The sequence below is a fragment of the Albimonas marina genome, from assembly GCF_029223255.1.
Lineage (GTDB): Bacteria > Pseudomonadota > Alphaproteobacteria > Rhodobacterales > Rhodobacteraceae > Albimonas.
In genome coordinates this window covers 34,519-51,882 of sequence record NZ_JARHUC010000001.1, presented here as the reverse complement: position 1 = coordinate 51,882, position 17,364 = coordinate 34,519, and the positions used below count along the sequence as shown (strand labels likewise).

Sequence of the window (17,364 nt, the reverse complement as noted above, 5' to 3'; positions counted from 1 at the left end):
GGATCACTCCTTGGCGGTGACGATGAGGTTGCCGTAGGCGTCGGCCTCCAGGCGCTTGCCCGGGTCGACGACGGTGACGGAGGCGCTTTCCTCGACCAGCGCGGGGCCTTCGACGACCTGGCCGGCCTTCAGGTCGGCGCGGCGGTAGACGGAAGCGTCGGTCCAGCCCGAGCGGAAGTAGACCGGGCGGGAGGAGGCGGGGACCGGCGCCTCGGAGGACGCCTCGATCTGGGGCAGGGTCATCTCGCCGGTGGCGGCGACCCCGGTGACCATGAAGTTCACGATCTCCATGTGATCCTCGAGGCGGAAGCCGAAGCGGGCCTCGTGCAGCTCATGGAACTCGGCGTAGATCTGGGCGACCTCGGCCTCGGTGAAGTCGCGGGCGCGGATCGGCAGCTCCAGCTCGTAGTTCTGGCCGAGGTAGCGCATGTCGATGGCGCAGGAGATCGAGACGTCCTCGTGCCCCTGGGCGGCGAGCTCGGCCTCGCATTCCGCGATCAGGGTGGCGAGCGCCTCCTTCGCGCGCACCGCGTCGAAGGCGCGGGAGGTGAGCTGCACGGTGCGGTAGCGGTCCACCCGGGCGTCGGCCATGGTGAAGCCGAAGGCGGAGAACTGGCCGGGGAAGTTGGGGGCGAGGCCGCGGGGGATCGAGGCGTCGTCCATCAGGTCGGAGATGTGCAGCGGGCCCGCGCCCCCGAAGGCGACCAGGGTGAAGTCGCGGGGGTCGAGGCCCTGCTCGGTCAGCACCGTGTGCAGGGCGCCGACCATGTTGTTGTTGGCGATGCGGATGATCGAGAGGGCGGCGTCCTCGATCGTCACGCCCAGCGCGTCGGCGATGGGCTGCATGGCGGTCTTGGCGGCCTGTTCGTCCAGCGCCATCTCGCCGCCCAGGAAGTTGGAGGCCGAGATGCGGCCCAGCACCAGGTTGGCGTCGGTGACCGTGGGCAGGGTTCCGCCCTGGCCGTAGCAGGCGGGGCCGGGGGTGGCGCCGGCGGACTCGGGGCCGACCACGAGCATGCCGCCGGCGTCGATGCGCGCGATCGAGCCGCCGCCCGCGCCGATGGTGCGGATGTCGATCATCGGGACCTGGATGGGGCGGCCCCACTCGATCTCGAAGTCGGTGGTGAACCGCTCCTTGCCGTTGACCACAGTGGACACATCGGTGGACGTGCCGCCCATGTCGAAGGTCACCAGGTTGTCCATGCCCAGCAATTGGGCGATCCGCTTGGCCGCGATGACGCCGCCGGTGGGGCCGGACATGGCGATCTGGATCGGGCTGTCGGCGACCTTGCGGGCCTCCATCTCGCCGCCGTTGGAGCGCATGACGACGAGGCGGGCGTCGACGCCCTCGGCCTCGAGGCGCGACTTCATCGAGCCGATGCGGTCCTTCACGACGGGCTTGATGAAGGCGTCGCAGATGGTGGTGGAGCTGCGGAAGTGCTCCTTCCACTTGGGCAGCACCTCGTAGGAGATCGAGACCGGGAGGTCGGGGGCCTCTTCCGCGAAGATCTCCTTGATGCGCTGCTCGTGATCCGGGGTCAGGTAGGAGTGCATGGTCATGACCGCGACGGCGCCGATCTCGGGCTCCGCGGCGATCTTCTTCGCGACCTCGCGCACCTCGTCCTCGTTCAGCGGGCTCAGGATCTCGCCGGAGGGGCCGACGCGCTCCGAGACCTCGTAGGCGTCGCGGCGCTTGAGGAAGGGCTTGGGCTTGATCCAGCCGAGGTCGTAGTGGTGCTTGCGGTCGCCGCGCATGATGAAGGGCACGTCGCGGAAGCCGGCGGTGGTGACATAGGCGACGCGGGCGCCCTTGCCCTCGAGCAGGGCGTTGGTGGCGACGGTGGTGCCGAGGCGGATGCCCGAGATTTCCGACTGCCTGCCGAAGCTGCGCAGGCCGGTCATCACGCCCTCGGACGGGTCTGCGGGGGTGGAGAGGTTCTTCCAGGCGCGCAGTTCGCCGGTTTCCTCGTCATAGACGACGAAATCCGTGAACGTGCCGCCGATGTCGACTCCGAGACGGTAGGACATGGGGGGACTCCTTCGGGCGGTCAGGCGGGTGTGGTCTCGGCCGGGGCGGCGGCCGAGTAATCGACGGGCGTGGCGTGCCAGCCCTCGGCGCGCTTCTCCCAGAAGCGGTCGAGCAGCCGGCGCGAGATCGGGCCGGGGCGGTCGTTGTTGAGGATGCGGCCGTCGATGCGGCTGGCGGGCATCAGGCCGCCGGCGGTGGTGCAGGTGAAGATCTCGTCCGCGTCGCGAAGCTCCTGCGCGGGGATCTCGCGCACCTCCAGCTTCAGGCCGGCCTCCTCGCACAGCTCCATGACCGAGAGGCGGGTGATGCCGTCGAGGCCGCCGCGGATCGGGGTCGAGACCACGCCGTCGGTGACCGAGAAGACGTTGAAGCCGGGCCCCTCGGTGACGTTGCCGGCGAGGTCGGGGAGGATGGCGAAGTCGGCGTCCACCTCCAGCGCCTCGAACTGGGCGCGGGTCAGGTCGCCCCAGTGGAAGTTCTTCGCCCGCGGCTCGACGCATTCGGGGGGGATGCGGGGGGTCCTGGAGATCATCAGGTGCATGCCGCGCTCGATCATCTCGGGCGGCGCCACCCAGACCCATGGGATCGCCATGGCGATGGTGTAGGCGGGCACGTAGGCCGGGTGGCGCGGCTTGCCGGGCTGGGGGACGGAGCGCAGGCACTCCATCGACACGTAGGCCGAGCGCAGGCCCGAGAGGGCGACGACCCGGTTGAGGATCGCGCGCAGCTCCTCGTCCGTCTCCTTCGGCTCCATGCGCAGTTCGGCGCGGGAGGCGCGGAAGCGGCGAAGGTGGTCGTCGAGGCGGAAGAAGTTCCCCTCCCACACGCCCACCACGTCGTAGGTGACGTCGGAGCGGCGGTAGCCCCAGTGGATGATCGGGACCGAGGCCTCGGCCACGGGCATGTAGCGCCCGTCGACATAGGCGGCGCCGGCGGAATAGTCGGGCATGGGGACGCTCCGGTTCATTCGGCGGGGGCGGCCTGGGCCGCGTCGGGGGCCGCGGGGGCGGCGGGGCGGCGGCGGCCGAAGAGCCGAAGCTCCTTGCCGCCGGCGAGGCCGGTGGGCCGCAGGACCAGGATCACCGCCATCAGGATGCCCAGCCCCAGCTCCTGGCTGCCCGGGGGCAGGGTGAGGGCGCCCATCTCGCCGCGCTCGAACATGCGCAGGAGCTCGACGATCAGGGTGACGACGATCACGCCCACGACCGCCCCGGTCAGCGAGGACATGCCCCCGACCACCAGCATCGCCAGCGTGATGAAGGTGAGCCCGAGGTAGAACGGATCGACGGTGAGGATGCCGAGGAACTGGGCGTAGAGCCCGCCCCCCAGCCCCACCAGCGCGGCGGAGAGGACGAAGGCCCCCAGCCGCGCCTTCACCAGGTTGATGCCCGAGGCCTGGGCGGCGACGGGGTCGTCGCGGGTGGCGCGCAGCATCAGCCCGTGGCGGGAGACCTGGTAGAGCCAGGCCAGCACCACCGCCACCGCCGCGAAGGCCCAGGCGACCCAGGGGCCGACCACGGTGGGGATGCCGATGATCGAGCTGACGCCCGCCGTCCAGCTGTCCCAGTTGGCGTAGACCGAGTTGGTGATCATCAGGAAGGCGAAGGTGGCGATCGAGCAGGCGATGCCCCCCAGCCGGGTGATCGCGCCCCCCAGCAGCAGGCCCACGATGGCGGGCAGGATCGCCGCGCCGGCGATGGCGACGAGGAACGGGTACTGCTCCCCCTGCAGCCACATCGGCAGGCCCGAGAGCATGATCTGCTTGAACGTCGGCTCGGCCGTCATCCAGGCGGCGGCGTAGGCGCCGATGCACATGAAGGAGATGTGGCCGAAGCTGATGATGCCCGAGTTGCCGATGAACACGTAGAGGCCCACGACGACGACCACGCGGATCATCATCTCGGCGATGGTGGTGGCCATGGCGTCGGAGCCGGTCAGCGAGGCGAGCCCGGCCACGATCGCGAGGATCGCGATCAGGATCGCCGGCGTCTGCATCGAGCGGAGGTTGAGAAGGATGCGGTCCATGGGTCTCTCCTTCCTCACACGCGCTCGATGACGTTGCGGGCGGGGATCAGGCCCTGCGGGCGGAACAGCAGGACGAGGATGACGATCGCGAAGGCGAAGGCGTCGCGGAACACGCGCAGCTCGGGGGGCAGGTAGGCCTGGAGCATGGTGACCACGAAGCCGATGGCGAAGCCGCCCACGACCGCGCCGGGCAGCGAGCCCATGCCGCCCACCACCACCGCCACGAAGGCGAAGAGGGCGAGGGGCACGCCCATGGTGTGGCTGAGCGAGCCGGACTGCGTGACGTAGAGAAGCCCCACGGCGGCGGCGAGGATGCCCGAGATCGCGAAGGCGATGCCGATCACGAAGTTGCCCTTCACGCCGAGGTATTGCGCCATGCGGAAGTCCTCGGCCGCCGCACGCATCTGCACGCCGTAGCGGGTGCGGGTCAGGAACAGCGACAGGCCGACCATCAGGGCGATGGTGACGACGACGGTGATGACCTGGAGGAGGGGGACGCGCAGGTCGCCGACCTGGATCTGCTGGTTCGCCGCGCCCCACAGGTTGATGGCCTTCGGGCGGGAGCCGTAGATCATCAGGATGCCGTTCTGGATGATGTAGCTGACCGCGAAGGAGGCGATCATCAGCGTCGGCGTGGTGGCCTTGCGCAGCGGCCGGAAGGCCGCGAAGTCGGTGGCCAGCGCCAGCAGGATCACGATCAGCGCGATCGAGGGCAGCAGGAACAGGATGTTGAAGTCGCCGATGAACATCCGCGCGGTGACGTCCGCCGAGGGGATGATCAGCGCGTAGGCCGCGACCGAGATCAGGTCGCCATGCGCGAGGTTGATCAGCCGCAGGATGCCGAACAGGAGCCCGATGCCTAGCGCGGTCAGCGCGTAGAGCCCGCCCAGAGACAGGGCGTCGATGAGGTTCTGGATGAAGCCGATCATGCCGCGCCTCCCGAAATCTGGGACTGGGTCTGGGATTGCGCCTGAGGGGTCTCGGCCGCGGCCTCGAAGCCGAAGTAGGCCTGGCGGATGGCGGCGCCGTCGGCGAGCTCGGCCGCCGAGCCGGTCAGCCGGATCTCGCCCTGGCGCAGGACGCTGATGCGGTCGGCGAACTTCAGGACGCGGTTCGAGGACTGCTCGTTGATCACCAGGGTCAGGCCCTCGGTCTTCCGCAGCTCGAGCAGGATCTCGTAGATCTGGTCGACGATCTTGGGGGCGAGGCCGAGGGAGGGCTCGTCCACCAGCAGCAGCTTGGGCCGGGTCATCACCGCGCGGGCGACGGCGAGCATCTGCTGCTCCCCGCCCGAGAGGCGGCCGGCGGGGAAGTCGATGCGCTCGGCCAGGCGCGGCAGCAGGCTCAGGATCCGCTCGCGGTCGCGGGCGATGCCGGCCTTGTCGTCGCGCATGTAGGCGCCGATGATCAGGTTCTCGGCCACCGTGAGGGAGCTGAAGATGTGCCGCCCCTCGGGCACGAGCGAGACGCCCATGGCGGCGATCTTGTCGGGGGGCGTGCCCAGGATCGGCTCGCCGGCGAAGCGGATCTCGCCCCGGTAGGGGCGCACGCCGCCGGCGACCGCGGCGAGCGCGGTGGACTTGCCCGCGCCGTTGGGGCCGATGATGCACACGACCTCGCCTTCCTCGACCCTCAGGTCGAGGCCGCGGAGCGCGACCATGTCGCCGTAGCGGACGTGGATGTCGGAAACCTCGAGCAGCGCCATCTCAGGCCTCCATTCCCAGGTAGGCGGCCATCACCTCTTCGTGGCGCTGGATCGCGTCGGGGACGTCCTCGGCGAGGGTCTTGCCCCCGTCGAGCACGTGGATGCGGTCGCAGATGCCCATCACCACGCGCATGTTGTGTTCGATCAGCAGCACGCCGCAGACGAAGGTCTTGGGGATCGCGTGGACGATCTCCATCAGCTCCTCGCACTCGCTGTCGGACATGCCGGCGGCGGGTTCGTCGAGCAGAACGAAGGCGGGGGAGAGCATCATGGCCCGCGCGATGCCGAGGCGCCGCTGGTCGGTGTAGGCGAGCGCGGAGGCCGGCGTCTCGATCTTGTCGGAGAGCCCGATCCACTCCAGCAGCTCGCGCGCGTCGGCCTGGGCGGCGCGGCGCGACTGGCCGAGGCCGACGCCCGCGACCTCGGCGTTCTCGAGCACGGTCATGTCGGGGAACAGGCGCCCGGCCTGGAAGGTGCGGGCGATGCCGTGACGGCGGAATTCGGTGGGGGCCCATCCGGTGATGTCGCGGCCCGCCATCATCACCCGCCCCTCGGTCGGCTTCTGGAAGCCGGTCAGGCAGTTGACGAGCGTGGTCTTGCCCGCGCCGTTGGGGCCGATCAGGCCGAAGATCTCGTGGCGCTGCATCTTCAGCGACACGTCCGAGATCGCGGCGAGGCCCTGGAAGCGGACGGTCAGGTTCTCGACGCCCAGCTCGGCGTCGTCGGAGGCGCCGGGCCGGTCGATCGGGGGCGCGTGTCGGGCGGGGGGAGCCTGCATGGGCGTCTCCTGCGGGGCGCGCGGTCCGCGGGGGCCCCGCGGGGCCGGCGGTCCGGGGCGGCGCGGTCCCGGGGAGGACGGGACGCGCCGGGGCGGATGGGTCGGGCCGGATCGCGACGGCGCTGGGCGGCCGGGGCGCGGCTCCGGGACGTGTCGGGAAAGGGCGCGGCGGGCGGAGAGGGAGGGCTCGCGCCCGCCGCGGGCGCCCCGGACCGGGCGAAGGGCGCCGGTCCGGTCCGGGGCGAGATCGCGGCGCTCAGGCCAAGGCTCGCTCGGCCAGGCTCACTTGGCCAGGCGGTAGAGCACCTCCTTGGGGATCGGCATGCCCACGTCCCACTCCTTCACGAAGGTCTGCTTGCCGTCCGCGTAGGAGGTGACCAGCATCGGGATCTCGGTCTGGATGTGCAGCATGGGCGACAGCTTGCGCAGGCCGACCGTGGTCTCGAAGCTGTCGTAGCCGTTCATGACGTCGACGACGGCCTTGGCGTCGGTGGTCCCGGCCTCCTTCACCGCGGCGACCCACATGTCGAGCATGCCGTAGATCAGGTAGGCGTACTGGGTGGCCGGCGGCGCGCCGTACTTGGCGGCGTAGGCGGCGGTGACTTCGTTGACCGAGTCGCGCGGGTCGTTCTGGGTCAGGTTGTTCGAGGGCAGGTAGAAGTCCTTCAGGCCGGGCACGGCCTCGACCCAGTAGGTGCCGTCCATGGCGGTGCCCGACAGGATCGGCAGGTCGATGCCCGCGGCGCGTATCTGGCGCACGGCCGAGGCCGCGCCGGGGTTGGTCGAGCACAGCATGATGTGGTCGACGCCGCCCGAGGAGATCGCGTCGGACATGCGGGTGATCTGGGTCGAGATCACCGGGTCGAGGCCCTTGAAGGTGTCGGTGCCGACGATCTCGGCGTCGTCCTTCAGGCCCATGATCAGTCGTAGCCGGCGCAGATCGACTTGTTGTACTCGATCGACTCGTCCACCAGGGAATAGCCCTTGCGGAAGTTCATGTCGGTGTAGCCCCAGTCGGCCATCGTCGCGCCCTCGAGCTGGGCGGCATTGGCGGAGGTGAAGCTGTAGGGGCCCACGCCGAGCACGCCGGCCTTGGGATCGGACGCGCCGAGGAAGAACGAGATGACGTTGGCCTTCTGCGCCTGCAGCGCGGCGGGCGCGCCGTAGTCGTAGTCGGCCGAGACCAGCAGCAGGTCGGCGCCGGCCTGGATCATCGACTGGCCGATCTTGGCGCCCTCGACGCGGTCGGTCTTGGTGTCGGCCACCAGCACCTTGATCGGCTTGCCGAGCAGGCCGCCCTCGGCGTTGAGCTTCTCGAGGTAGAGCTGGGCCATCTTGGTGCCCTCGCCGTCATAGGCCTCCATCCAGCCCGTCTGGGCCACGGCCATGCCGACGACGATCTCCTCCTGCGCCGCGGCGGGGCCGCCGGCGAGAATGCCGAGCGCGGACGCGCCGGCGAGGATGGACTTGAGGGTCGTGGGTTTCATGCACCTCTCCTGTAGGTTTCAGCGCCCGGGCGTTTCCGGCGGGCAGGTCTCGAGCTTCGAGGGGGAGCGCGACGGTCTGCGCCGTCTTGCGCCATGACGTCTCCGGCCGGCGGCCGCGGCCGCCGGGCGCCCCGGGGGGGCAGGTCCCTGCTTCGGGATCTCGGATCGGGGGGCGGCGCGGCCTCAGCCGGCCGGCGCCGGCTCCGCGCCGCCGGCCGGCGGCGCCGAGCTGCGGGCGTCGTGCCAGTCGACGCACCAGGACGAGCAGAACAGCTCGCCGTCGCGCTCGACCGCATCGGCGCGGCCGGCGTCGTAGATAAGGATGCCGCAGCAGCGGCATTTCACGTAGCTCTCGACGTAGAGCTTCGTGGCGGACAGTTTCATGGGGTCCTCCCGGGGTCGGATGCGGGAACGGCCTGGCCGGCCGCGGCCGGGATCGCGTCCTCGGACGCGGGCCCGAGCACGACGTTGGTGCGGCTGCGGCGGATGTGGGCGGCGAGCAAGCCCTCGGCGCGGTCGGTCTCGCGCGCGGCGATGGCCTCGGCGATGGCGACGTGTTCGCGCGCCGAGACCTCCAGCGGGTCCTCGCGCAGGTTCACCGTGGCGATCATCATGCGCACCGAGGCGTCCATCGCCTCGTGCGCGTCGAGCGCGGCGCGGTTGTCGGAGAACACGCAGATCGTGCGGTGGAAGGCGATGTCGAGCTCGTGCATCCGGGCGACGTCGTGGCTGCGCGCGGCGTCGAGCATATCGCGGGCGATCATGCGCATCCGCAGGCCGAAGCCGGGCTCGCCGCGCGCGAAGGCCTGGCGCAGGGCGAAGCTTTCGACGGCCACGCGGAACGAGAAGATGTCGTCGGCGGACTTGGCGGTGAAGGTCCGCAGGAAGGCGCCGCGGCGGGGGCGGGCGATCAGAAAGCCCTGGCGCACCAGGCCCGCCACCGCCTCGCGCACCGGGTTGCGGGAGATGCCCAGGCGCCGGGCGAGCTCGGCCTCGTTGATGCGCTCGCCGGGGGCGAGCTCCCCGGCGGTGAGCTGGGCCAGCAGGTAGGCGCGGACCCGGTCGGAGAGGTTGCCGACCTCGGCCAGCGGCGATTGCGGCGCCGCAGCATTCCGGAGGTCGATATCCGATCCGATGACGTGGCCCACTGTGGACAGTTCCTTTCCCGAGGCGGTCCGCGCTTGCCTGGGCGCCCAATTGTCGAGCGTCCGGGAAGCGTTCACAGGATGAGGGCGCACCCATTGGGCAGTCTTGTCGCGCAGCGAACGAATGTTGGTTGCATTGCGCCCATGTTGCGCAGCACGCGAACAGGCCGGCCGGGGGCGCCCGGAAATCGGGCGGAGGAAGCGTGAATTGCGAACGAAGACGGCGCCGGACGTAGCGTCCGGCGCCGTTGCGGCGAGGGCGATTCCCTCCGGGAGGAGGGGGACGCCGGGTTGGATCAGGCGCGCAGCTCGGCGCGCAGGGCCTCGGTCGCGGGCAGGTCGAGCGCCCAGCCGTAGCCGTCGTCCACCTCGACCAGCGCCACGCCGTAGTCGCGCCGCGCGCTCTCGGGCCGGATGAAGCCGTCGAGCACGTCGTCGAGGACCTTGGCGGGATCCCGCTCCAGCGGATCGCCGTAGCCCCCGCCCGAGGGCGAGAAGTAGGAGATCACGTCGCCGGTCTGGGTGGGCATGCCGGAGAGCTTGGCGTGCAGGGACCGGGTCTCCCCGGTCGTGACGTTGTGCAGCTCCAGCTTGCCGGTGGCGCCGGGCTTGCCGCCGAAGATGCCCCAGGGGACGTCGTGGTGGCGGTCGTTCTCGTGGGTGGTCTGGCCGGGGGTGAGGTAGCGCTGGGACTTCACCACGCCCTGCCCGCCGCGGAACTTGCCCGCGCCCGGCTCGACGTCGTCGCGCACCTCGTAGCGGTCGCAGATCAGGGGCAGGTGCATCCCGAGGTCTTCCAGCGGGTTGTTGCGCGTGTTGCGCATCAGCTCCTCGACCGTGTCGGGACCGTCGGAGAAGGGACGCCCGCCCATCGCGGCCTCGTTCACCTCGAGGAACACCCAGTATTCGCCGTTCTCGCGCACGCCGGAGTAGGCGGCGAAGTCCAGCGTCGCGGCGTTGCCGGCGGTGCAGCGGTCGGGCAGCACCGGGGCGAGGGCCTTGATGACGAGGTCGGCCATGCGCTGGATCTGGCAGAAGCGGGCCTCGGCCGCCGCGGGCATGTTCGGGTTGAAGATGCAGCCCTTGGGGGCGATGACGCTGATCGGGCGGAAGGAGCCCTCGTTCGCCGGGATGTCGTCCTGCGTCGTGTAGGTGTCGAGCAGCATCGCCCGGAACACGAAGAAGGCCGCCACCATGGTCGAGCCGTCGAAGGGCACGTTGAAGGCGGTCGGCGTCTGGGGGGCGGAGCCGGTCAGGTCGATCGTGGCCGAGTCCCCGTCGATGATGACCTTCACCTTGATGGCGAGATGTTCCCCGTAGTTCCGGCCATCGTCATCGAGAAAACCTTCGGCGAAGTATTCGCCGTCGGGGATCTTGGCGATTTCGGCGCGCATCCGGCGCTCGGTGTAGTCCATCAGCTGCTGGGTGGCCTGGATCACCGTGGCCTTGCCGTAGCGGGCCATCAGCTCCTGGAACCGCCGCACGCCGAGTTCGGCCGAGGCGATCTGGGCCTCGAGGTCGCCCATCACCAGGCCCGGGACGCGGGTGTTGTTGCGGATGTGGCGCCACAGGGTCTCATTGCGCACGCCCTCGTCGTAGAGCTTCTCGGCGTCGAGGATCATGCCCTCGGACCACATGTCGGCGACGTCGATGATCAGGCCGGGGGTGGCGGCGCCGATGTCGACGTGGTGGGCGGTGTTGGCGGAGAAGCCGACCAGCTCGCCCTCGAAGAACACCGGCATCACGACGGCGATGTCGGGGGAGTGCGAGCAGCCCTTGTAGGGGTGGTTGTGCAGCACCAGGTCGCCGGGCTTCCACGCCTCGAGCGGGATGGTCTGGGCGATGCCGCGCAGGTAGCCGGGCAGCGAGCCGATGTGCATGGGCGTCGAGTCGGACTCGCACAGCGTGTTGTAGTGCACGTCGAACAGGCCGGCGCCGAGGTCCTGGCTTTCGCGGATGATGGACGAGTAGCTCATGCGGTAGAGCACGTTGCCCATCTGGTCGGCGATGGAGTGCAGGGCGCCGCCGACGACCTGCAGGGTGATGGGATCGAGTTCCTGGGTCATGGGTCTCTCCCTCAGGTGCGCGCGATGCGGATGTCGCCGTAGCCGAGAACGGTGGCGACGTAGCCGGGCGGCAGGATGGTCGTGGAGTTGTGCTGGGTGATGATCGCGGGGCCTTCGATCGTGTCGTCGGCCAGCAGTTTCTCGCGGTCGTAGCGCGGCGTCGCGGTGGCCTTGCCGTCGTCGAAGACGGTGTCGGCGGTGTAGAGGATCGCGTCCTCGGGGTTGGCGCGGCCGCCCTTCTCCAGCTCCTTCAGGCGCAGGGTGTCGACCTCGGCCGAGGCGATGACGCGGAGCGTCACGCCCTCGGTGATCTGGTCGCGGAAGGCGTGGCCGTAGGTTTCCTTGTGGACGTCGAAGAAGGCGTCGATCACGGCCTGCTTGTTGTCCTGGGTCAGGGCGCCCTCGGGCATGGTGGCGCGAAGCTCGAAGCCCTGGCCGGCGTAGCGGCACTCCATGACCTTGGTGAAGCGGCGCTTGTCGGCGGGGATGCCGTCGGCGTCGAGCTGGGCGGTGGCCTCGGCGGTCAGGGCGTCGGCGATGGCGTTGATCGAGGCCAGCGTCTCGTCGGTCGCGTCGTCGAGGGTGGCCAGCACCGACTGGGTGTATTCGTACTTCAGGTCGCCCACGAGCAGGCCGGTGGCCGCCGTGATGCCGGGCTGGAGGGGGGAGATCATGTCCTTGGCCTGGATCATCTCGCCCAGCGCCACGACGTGCAGCGGGCCGGCGCCGCCGAAGCCCATCAGGGAGAAGCCGCGGGGGTCGATGCCCTTGGCGACCGAGTTGGCGTTGATGGCGAGCGCCATGTTGTTGTTGATGATCTTCAGGATGCCCAGGGCGGCGTCGGTGACGGAGAGCCCCAAGGGTTCGGCGATGTGGGTGCGGATGGCCTCTTCGGCGAGGCTCTTGTCGATGCTCAGGTCCCCGCCGAGGAACCGCTTGGGATCGAGGCGGCCGAGCGCCACCTGGGCGTCGGTCACGGTGGGTTCCGTGCCGCCGCGGCCGTAGCAGGCGGGGCCGGGGGCCGCGCCGGCGGAGCGGGGGCCGACGCGGAAGGCGCCGCCGGCGTCGACATAGGCGATGGAGCCGCCGCCGGCGCCGATGGCGTCGATGTCGATCATCGGGGCCAGCACCGGCAGGTCCGCCACGGTGGTGTCGCGCGGGTTCTTGATGCGCAGCTCGCCGTCCTGGATCACCGAGATGTCGGCCGAGGTGCCGCCGATGTCGATGGTGATGACGTTGGCCGCGTCGCAGTGCTCGCCCGTCCAGCGGCCGCCCATGACGCCGCCGGCGGGGCCGGACAGCAGCAGGCCGATGGGCCGGGCGGCCGAGTTCTCGATGGTCGAGATGCCGCCGTTCGACTGCATGATCCGCACGATGGCGTTGATGCCGTTCTCCTTCAGGCGGCTTTCCAGCCGGCGGAGATACAGCGCCGTGCGCGGGCCGATGTAGGCGTTCATGGCGGTGGAGGAGAAGCGCTCGTACTCGCGGATCACGTTCACCACGTCGGAGGAGGCGCAGATGTAGGCCTCCGGCATCACCTCCTCGACGATCTCGCGGGCGCGCTTCTCGTGCGCGTCGTTGAGGAAGGAGAACAGGAAGCCGATGGCCACCGCCTCGACTCCGCGCTTCTTCAGCAGTTCGGCGGCGGCGCGGACCTCGTCTTCGTCGAGGGGGACCTCGATCTCGCCGGTGGGGGGCATGACCCGCTCGGCGATGGGCAGGCGGTCGCGGCGCTTCACCAGGGGCTTCGACTGCCAGGGGACGTCGAACTGGAGCGAGAAATTGTGCGGCCTTTTATGCCGCGCCATGTGGAGGATGTCGCGGAACCCCTTGGTGGTCAGCATGCCGACATGGGCGCCGTCGCGCTCGATGACCATGTTGGTGGCGACCGTGGTGCCGTGGAACAGCTGGTCGATCGCGGCGGGCTCGACGCCCGCCTGGCGGCAGACCTGCAGGACGCCGGCGACCACGCCCTCGGACTGGTCGTGGGGGGTGGAGGGGACCTTGGTGACCGTCACCTCGGGCTCGGAGCCGGCCTCGCGGCGCTCGAGGACGATGTCGGTGAAGGTGCCGCCGACGTCGACGCCTACTCGTATCATGGGGGTTCCTTTCGGGGTCAGGAGGTGCGGATCAGCGGCTCGACGCCCAGTCCGGCGCGCAGGAGCCGCGGGTCCTCGCCGCGCGGGGCGGAGAGGAGGAAGGAGGTGGGCAGGCCGGCGCGGTCGCGCCCCGAGGGGATCGCGAGGCCGGGCAGGTCGAGGAAGCTGCCGATGCCGGTGTTGCGGTTGGCGAGGCCGGTGGCGCGGCGGAAGCCCTCGTCGTCCTCGATCGCGGCCAGGGAGGGGGCGGTGGAGAGGGTGGTGGGCATCGCCAGCAGCGCGCCGTCGAGCGCGGCGGACAGCTCGGCCATCGCCTCGCGGCGCAGGCGGTGCAGGGCGACGAGGTCGGCGGCCGTCATCGTGCGCCCGACCAGGATGCGGGCGGCGACGCGGGGGTCGATGCGGGCGAGCTCGGGGCCCTCCAGCGCCTCGCGGTGGAGGGCGTAGGCCTCGGCCGCGATGATCGAGCGGGCGGCGAGCGCCTCTGCCACGCGGTCGAGCGCGGGCACGCGGACCCGGCGGATCCAGGCGCCGGCGCGGGCGAGGGCGGAGAGCGCGCGCTCGAAGCTCTCGGCGACCTCGGGCTGGAGGTCGGTCAGGGGCGCGCCCTCGGGGACCAGCAGCGACAGGTTGGCGATGTCGAGGGGCGCGGGCGCGGGGGCCGGCGCGCCGCGCAGCACGGCGTCGAGCAGGGCCGCGTCCTCGACCGAGCGGCAGAGCGGGCCGACGGTGTCCTGCGTCTCGGACAGGGGAAAGACCCCGCGCAGGGGCAGGCGGCCGCCGGAGGACTTGTAGCCGACGACGCCGCAGAAGCTGGCCGGGATGCGGATCGAGCCGCCGGTGTCCGAGCCCAGCGCGCAGGGCGCGAGCCCGCCCGCCACCGCCGCGCCCGAGGCGGAGGAGGAGCCGCCGGGCGCATGCGCGGGGCCGCCGACGGGGGCGGCGGGGTTGGCGGGCGTGCCGAAATGCGGGTTCTGGCCCAGCGCCGAGTAGGCGAATTCGGCGAGGTTCAGCTTGCCCAGGCTGACCATCCCGGCGCGGGCGGCGTTGGCGACCACGTCGGCGTCGCGCACCGCGGGGATCGCGTCGGCATGAAGCGCGGAGCCGGCGGTGGTCCGCTCGCCCGCCATGTCGACGAGGTCCTTCCAGGCGATGGGCACGCCGTCGAGGGGGGACAGCGGCCGCCCGGCGGCGAGGCGGGCGTCGGCGGCGACGGCCTCGGCGCGGGCGCGCTCGGGCGTCAGGCGGATGAAGACGGCGGGGTCGCCGGCGGCGATGCGGGCCAGCAGACGCTCGGTCAGGGCGAGGGCCGAGGTCTCTCCCGTCGCCAGAGCGCGGCCGATCTCGGCGGCGGTGGCGTCCGCGATCCGGTCGAGGCGGTCGCCCTCGCCGCCGCCGGCGCCCACGCCGGCCGCGCGGCCGTCCGCGGCGGCGCGGGAGGGCCCGGGGCGGGCGGGGGCGGTTCGCTTGGCGGCGGGCATCGGACAGGTCTCCACCATCACGCGCGGCGGCGCGCAGGGATCCCGGGCGCGCCGGAGGGGGCGCGCCTGGCTGGTCGGTTGCGGATGCGGGCGGCCGGCGGCCGTCCGGTCGGGCGCGGGGCGGCGGGCCGCCCCGGCGGGGATCAGGCGGCGTCGAGCACCACCGAGGCGCGGCCGGGCCGCCAGCGCAGGTCGACGGGCGAGCCGGGGGCGAGGCCGCGGCCCTCGAACCGTTCGCGATGGGTTTCGAGGCGGACGGAGAGGGCGTCGTCGAGCTGCACGGTCGCGAAGATCACGTGGCCCACGGGGTCGAGGGCGGTGATGCGGCCCGAGAGCCCCTCGGTCGCCTCGGCGTCGCGCACGGGGGCGCCGGGGGCGTGGAGCTCGACGTATTCGGAGGGCGCCACGACGGTCGCCCGGGCGCCGGGGGAGGCGCTCGCGTAGACCGGGGCGCCGGCGAGGGGGCCGAAGCGGGTGGAGACCACGGCGCGGTCGGCGCCGGTCTGGGCGAGCTCGCCGGGGATCAGGATGTTGCGGCCGATGAAACGGGCCACGAAGGGGGAGCGGGGGCGGGTGTAGAGCTCGAACGGGGCCGAGATCTGCTCGACCCGGCCGGCGTTCATCACCACCACGCGGTCGCCCATCGAGAGCGCCTCGGACTGGGCGTGGGTGACGAAGATGAAGGTGATGCCGACCTCGCGCTGGAGGATCTTGAGCTCCTCCTGGATGGACTTGCGGAGGTTGGCGTCGAGGGCGCCGAGGGGCTCGTCCAGCAGCAGGATCTCGGGTTCGACGGCGAGGCCGCGGGCCAGCGCCACGCGCTGCTTCTGGCCGCCGGAGAGGGCGCCTTCCCGGGTGCCGGCGACGGGGCCGAGCTCGAGCTTGTCGATGATCGCGTCGGTGCGGCGCTTCACGTCCGCAGAGGACAGGCCGCGGACCTTGAGGCCGAACTCGATGTTCTCGCGCACGCTCATGTGGGGGAACAGCGCGTAGTTCTGGAAGATCGTGGCGGTGGGGCGGTCCTCGGCCCGGACGCGGGTGAAGTTCCGGCCGCGGATCAGCAGGTCGCCCGACGTGATCTCCTCCAGCCCCGCGATCATGCGCAGCGTGGTGGTCTTGCCGCAGCCCGAGGGGCCGACGAAGGAGATGAACTCGCCCTTCGACACCTGCAGGTCGAAATCCTCGACCGCGACGGTCTCGCCGCCATAGACCTTGCGCAGCTTCACGAGCTCGAGGTCGAACTGGGTCATCGGGCGCTCCGGGAAGAAGGGGGGCCCCCGCCCGCCGGACGGGCGGGGGCGGGAGGGATCAGGCCGAGAGGAACTCGTCCCACTTCATCATCAGGTGGTCGTACTCGTCGGGCCACTGGTGCCAGTAGGCGACGTGGGAGGAGCGCTCATCCAGCGAGCCGCCGTCGCGCAGGTCGCCCTCGTTGATCCCGCGCTCGGGCGCGCCGGTCCAGGGCTTGCCCTCGTACCAGAAGGCGTACTTGGCCGGGTCCATGACCTCCTTGATCTTGGTGGTCGGGGAGTAATAGCCCTGCTCCGACACGGTGATCGCGGGCGGGCCCGAGAGCCAGTAGTCGGCGTAGGCCTTCACGGCCTCGGCGTTGGGCGTGCCGTCTACCATCGAGATGCCGATGGACCAGCCGCGGTAGCCTTCCTTGGGCACGGCGTAGGAGCACTGGATGCCCTGCGCCTTCACCGCCATGACGGCGGGCTGCCAGGCGTCGGCCACCACCATCTCGCCCGAGGCCAGCAGGTTCACCAGCTCGCCGAAGTCGCCCCACAGCGCGCGGAACTGGCCGCCCTTCTTCTTGGAGATCAGGAAGGCCGCGGCCTCGTCGATCTCGGAGACGGAGGGGTTGCCGGGGTTCGGCACGTCGAGCAGGCCCAGCGAGTTCATCGCGAGGATGGCCTGGCCGAAGGCGATCAGCGGGTCGACGTTGAGGCCCGACTTGCCCTTGAACTTGTCGTCGAAGAGGCAGGTCCAGGTGTTCGCCTCCTCGGCCTCCACGAGATCGGGGCGGTAGCCGATGGAGTCGAAGTTGAAGACGGTCGGGACCATCCACAGCTGGGTTTTCGCGTCATCCGCCCAGATCTGGCCGGCGATGTGGGCCTTGGGCTCCATGCCGTCCGCGACCTGGGTGAAGATGGGCCGGATGTCGCCCCAGTTCGTGAGGTCGGAGGTGGCGATGGGGGCGATGGTGTTGGTGATGGTCATCGCCGGCAGACGCTCGCCGATGGTCTCCCAGCAGTCGTAGGCCTTGGAGCCCGACAGCAGCTCGGTCTGGGTGTTGGGGAAGATGTCGGCCTTGCCCGACACCGCGCCCACGCCGGACTTCTCCTTGAAGTCCTGGAGGATGCGCTCCTGCACGGTGACCGAGAGGCCGACGGTGCGCAGCTCCTGGCTGGAGAGGCTCTGCGCCCAGAGGCGGTTCGGGCGGATCAGGGCGGAGGAGCCGGCCAGCGCGCCGGCGCCCGCGATGAACCCGCGGCGAGAGGGGTGGAAGGGTCTCATGGTCGTCTCCCTGTTGTGACGATCTTACG

Annotated in this window: 15 protein-coding genes; all 15 read right to left on the bottom strand. The window is 71.0% G+C overall.

Annotated features, from left to right (window positions below):
* Positions 1-3: 3 nt before the first annotated feature.
* On the bottom strand, positions 4-2,028 hold the full coding sequence (locus P2H44_RS00250) for a hydantoinase/oxoprolinase family protein (protein ID WP_275761402.1): 2,025 nt from the start codon (positions 2,026-2,028) through the stop codon (positions 4-6).
* A 20-nt stretch (positions 2,029-2,048) separates the two neighbouring features.
* Positions 2,049-2,978, bottom strand: a complete 930-nt coding sequence (locus tag P2H44_RS00245) for an aminotransferase class IV (protein WP_275761401.1) — start codon at positions 2,976-2,978, stop codon at positions 2,049-2,051.
* A 14-nt stretch (positions 2,979-2,992) separates the two neighbouring features.
* A complete protein-coding gene (locus P2H44_RS00240) occupies positions 2,993-4,054 on the bottom strand; it encodes a branched-chain amino acid ABC transporter permease (RefSeq protein WP_275761399.1) in 1,062 nt (353 codons plus the stop codon).
* Positions 4,055-4,068: 14 nt separating this feature from the next.
* Entirely contained in the window at positions 4,069-4,983 is a 915-nt protein-coding gene (locus P2H44_RS00235; protein WP_275761398.1) for a branched-chain amino acid ABC transporter permease, read from the bottom strand.
* Positions 4,980-5,759: an ABC transporter ATP-binding protein gene (locus P2H44_RS00230; RefSeq protein WP_275761397.1), complete on the bottom strand. Its 780-nt coding sequence runs from the start codon at positions 5,757-5,759 to the stop codon at positions 4,980-4,982. Before P2H44_RS00230 ends, P2H44_RS00235 begins: the two co-directional genes overlap by 4 nt.
* Before the next feature lies 1 nt (position 5,760).
* Complete coding sequence (locus P2H44_RS00225; RefSeq protein WP_275761396.1) at positions 5,761-6,537, bottom strand: ABC transporter ATP-binding protein; 777 nt, start codon at positions 6,535-6,537, stop codon at positions 5,761-5,763.
* Between the two features lie 282 nt (positions 6,538-6,819).
* Positions 6,820-7,455, bottom strand: coding sequence for an ABC transporter substrate-binding protein (locus tag P2H44_RS00220; RefSeq protein ID WP_275761395.1), 636 nt, complete (start codon positions 7,453-7,455; stop codon positions 6,820-6,822).
* Positions 7,456-7,457: 2 nt separating this feature from the next.
* On the bottom strand, positions 7,458-8,024 hold the full coding sequence (locus tag P2H44_RS00215; protein ID WP_275761394.1) for an ABC transporter substrate-binding protein: 567 nt from the start codon (positions 8,022-8,024) through the stop codon (positions 7,458-7,460).
* Positions 8,025-8,207: 183 nt separating this feature from the next.
* A complete protein-coding gene (locus tag P2H44_RS00210) occupies positions 8,208-8,408 on the bottom strand; it encodes a hypothetical protein (RefSeq protein ID WP_275761393.1) in 201 nt (66 codons plus the stop codon).
* A complete protein-coding gene (locus tag P2H44_RS00205) occupies positions 8,405-9,172 on the bottom strand; it encodes a GntR family transcriptional regulator (protein WP_275761392.1) in 768 nt (255 codons plus the stop codon). Before P2H44_RS00205 ends, P2H44_RS00210 begins: the two co-directional genes overlap by 4 nt.
* Before the next feature lie 293 nt (positions 9,173-9,465).
* On the bottom strand, positions 9,466-11,235 hold the full coding sequence (locus P2H44_RS00200; RefSeq protein WP_275761391.1) for a hydantoinase B/oxoprolinase family protein: 1,770 nt from the start codon (positions 11,233-11,235) through the stop codon (positions 9,466-9,468).
* 11 nt (positions 11,236-11,246) lie between these two features.
* Positions 11,247-13,334, bottom strand: a complete 2,088-nt coding sequence (locus P2H44_RS00195; RefSeq protein ID WP_275761390.1) for a hydantoinase/oxoprolinase family protein — start codon at positions 13,332-13,334, stop codon at positions 11,247-11,249.
* A 17-nt stretch (positions 13,335-13,351) separates the two neighbouring features.
* Positions 13,352-14,815 carry an amidase family protein gene (locus P2H44_RS00190; protein ID WP_275761389.1) on the bottom strand — a complete coding sequence of 488 codons (1,464 nt, stop codon included), beginning with the start codon at positions 14,813-14,815 and terminating at the stop codon, positions 13,352-13,354.
* Positions 14,816-14,958: 143 nt separating this feature from the next.
* On the bottom strand, positions 14,959-16,065 hold the full coding sequence (locus P2H44_RS00185) for an ABC transporter ATP-binding protein (RefSeq protein ID WP_275761388.1): 1,107 nt from the start codon (positions 16,063-16,065) through the stop codon (positions 14,959-14,961).
* Between the two features lie 58 nt (positions 16,066-16,123).
* On the bottom strand, positions 16,124-17,335 hold the full coding sequence (locus P2H44_RS00180) for an ABC transporter substrate-binding protein (protein WP_275761387.1): 1,212 nt from the start codon (positions 17,333-17,335) through the stop codon (positions 16,124-16,126).
* Between the last annotated feature and the right edge of the window lie 29 nt (positions 17,336-17,364).

Bases quoted from the DNA above. Each gene is read 5' to 3' on its own strand.
- P2H44_RS00250 (WP_275761402.1), bottom strand. From the start codon at position 2,028: ATGTCCTACCGTCTCGGAGTCGACATCGGCGGCACGTTCACGGATTTC.
- P2H44_RS00245 (WP_275761401.1), bottom strand. From the start codon at position 2,978: ATGCCCGACTATTCCGCCGGCGCCGCCTATGTCGACGGGCGCTACATG.
- P2H44_RS00240 (WP_275761399.1), bottom strand. From the start codon at position 4,054: ATGGACCGCATCCTTCTCAACCTCCGCTCGATGCAGACGCCGGCGATC.
- P2H44_RS00235 (WP_275761398.1), bottom strand. From the start codon at position 4,983: ATGATCGGCTTCATCCAGAACCTCATCGACGCCCTGTCTCTGGGCGGG.
- P2H44_RS00230 (WP_275761397.1), bottom strand. From the start codon at position 5,759: ATGGCGCTGCTCGAGGTTTCCGACATCCACGTCCGCTACGGCGACATG.
- P2H44_RS00225 (WP_275761396.1), bottom strand. From the start codon at position 6,537: ATGCAGGCTCCCCCCGCCCGACACGCGCCCCCGATCGACCGGCCCGGC.
- P2H44_RS00220 (WP_275761395.1), bottom strand. From the start codon at position 7,455: ATGGGCCTGAAGGACGACGCCGAGATCGTCGGCACCGACACCTTCAAG.
- P2H44_RS00215 (WP_275761394.1), bottom strand. From the start codon at position 8,024: ATGAAACCCACGACCCTCAAGTCCATCCTCGCCGGCGCGTCCGCGCTC.
- P2H44_RS00210 (WP_275761393.1), bottom strand. From the start codon at position 8,408: ATGAAACTGTCCGCCACGAAGCTCTACGTCGAGAGCTACGTGAAATGC.
- P2H44_RS00200 (WP_275761391.1), bottom strand. From the start codon at position 11,235: ATGACCCAGGAACTCGATCCCATCACCCTGCAGGTCGTCGGCGGCGCC.
- P2H44_RS00195 (WP_275761390.1), bottom strand. From the start codon at position 13,334: ATGATACGAGTAGGCGTCGACGTCGGCGGCACCTTCACCGACATCGTC.
- P2H44_RS00190 (WP_275761389.1), bottom strand. From the start codon at position 14,815: ATGCCCGCCGCCAAGCGAACCGCCCCCGCCCGCCCCGGGCCCTCCCGC.
- P2H44_RS00185 (WP_275761388.1), bottom strand. From the start codon at position 16,065: ATGACCCAGTTCGACCTCGAGCTCGTGAAGCTGCGCAAGGTCTATGGC.
- P2H44_RS00180 (WP_275761387.1), bottom strand. From the start codon at position 17,335: ATGAGACCCTTCCACCCCTCTCGCCGCGGGTTCATCGCGGGCGCCGGC.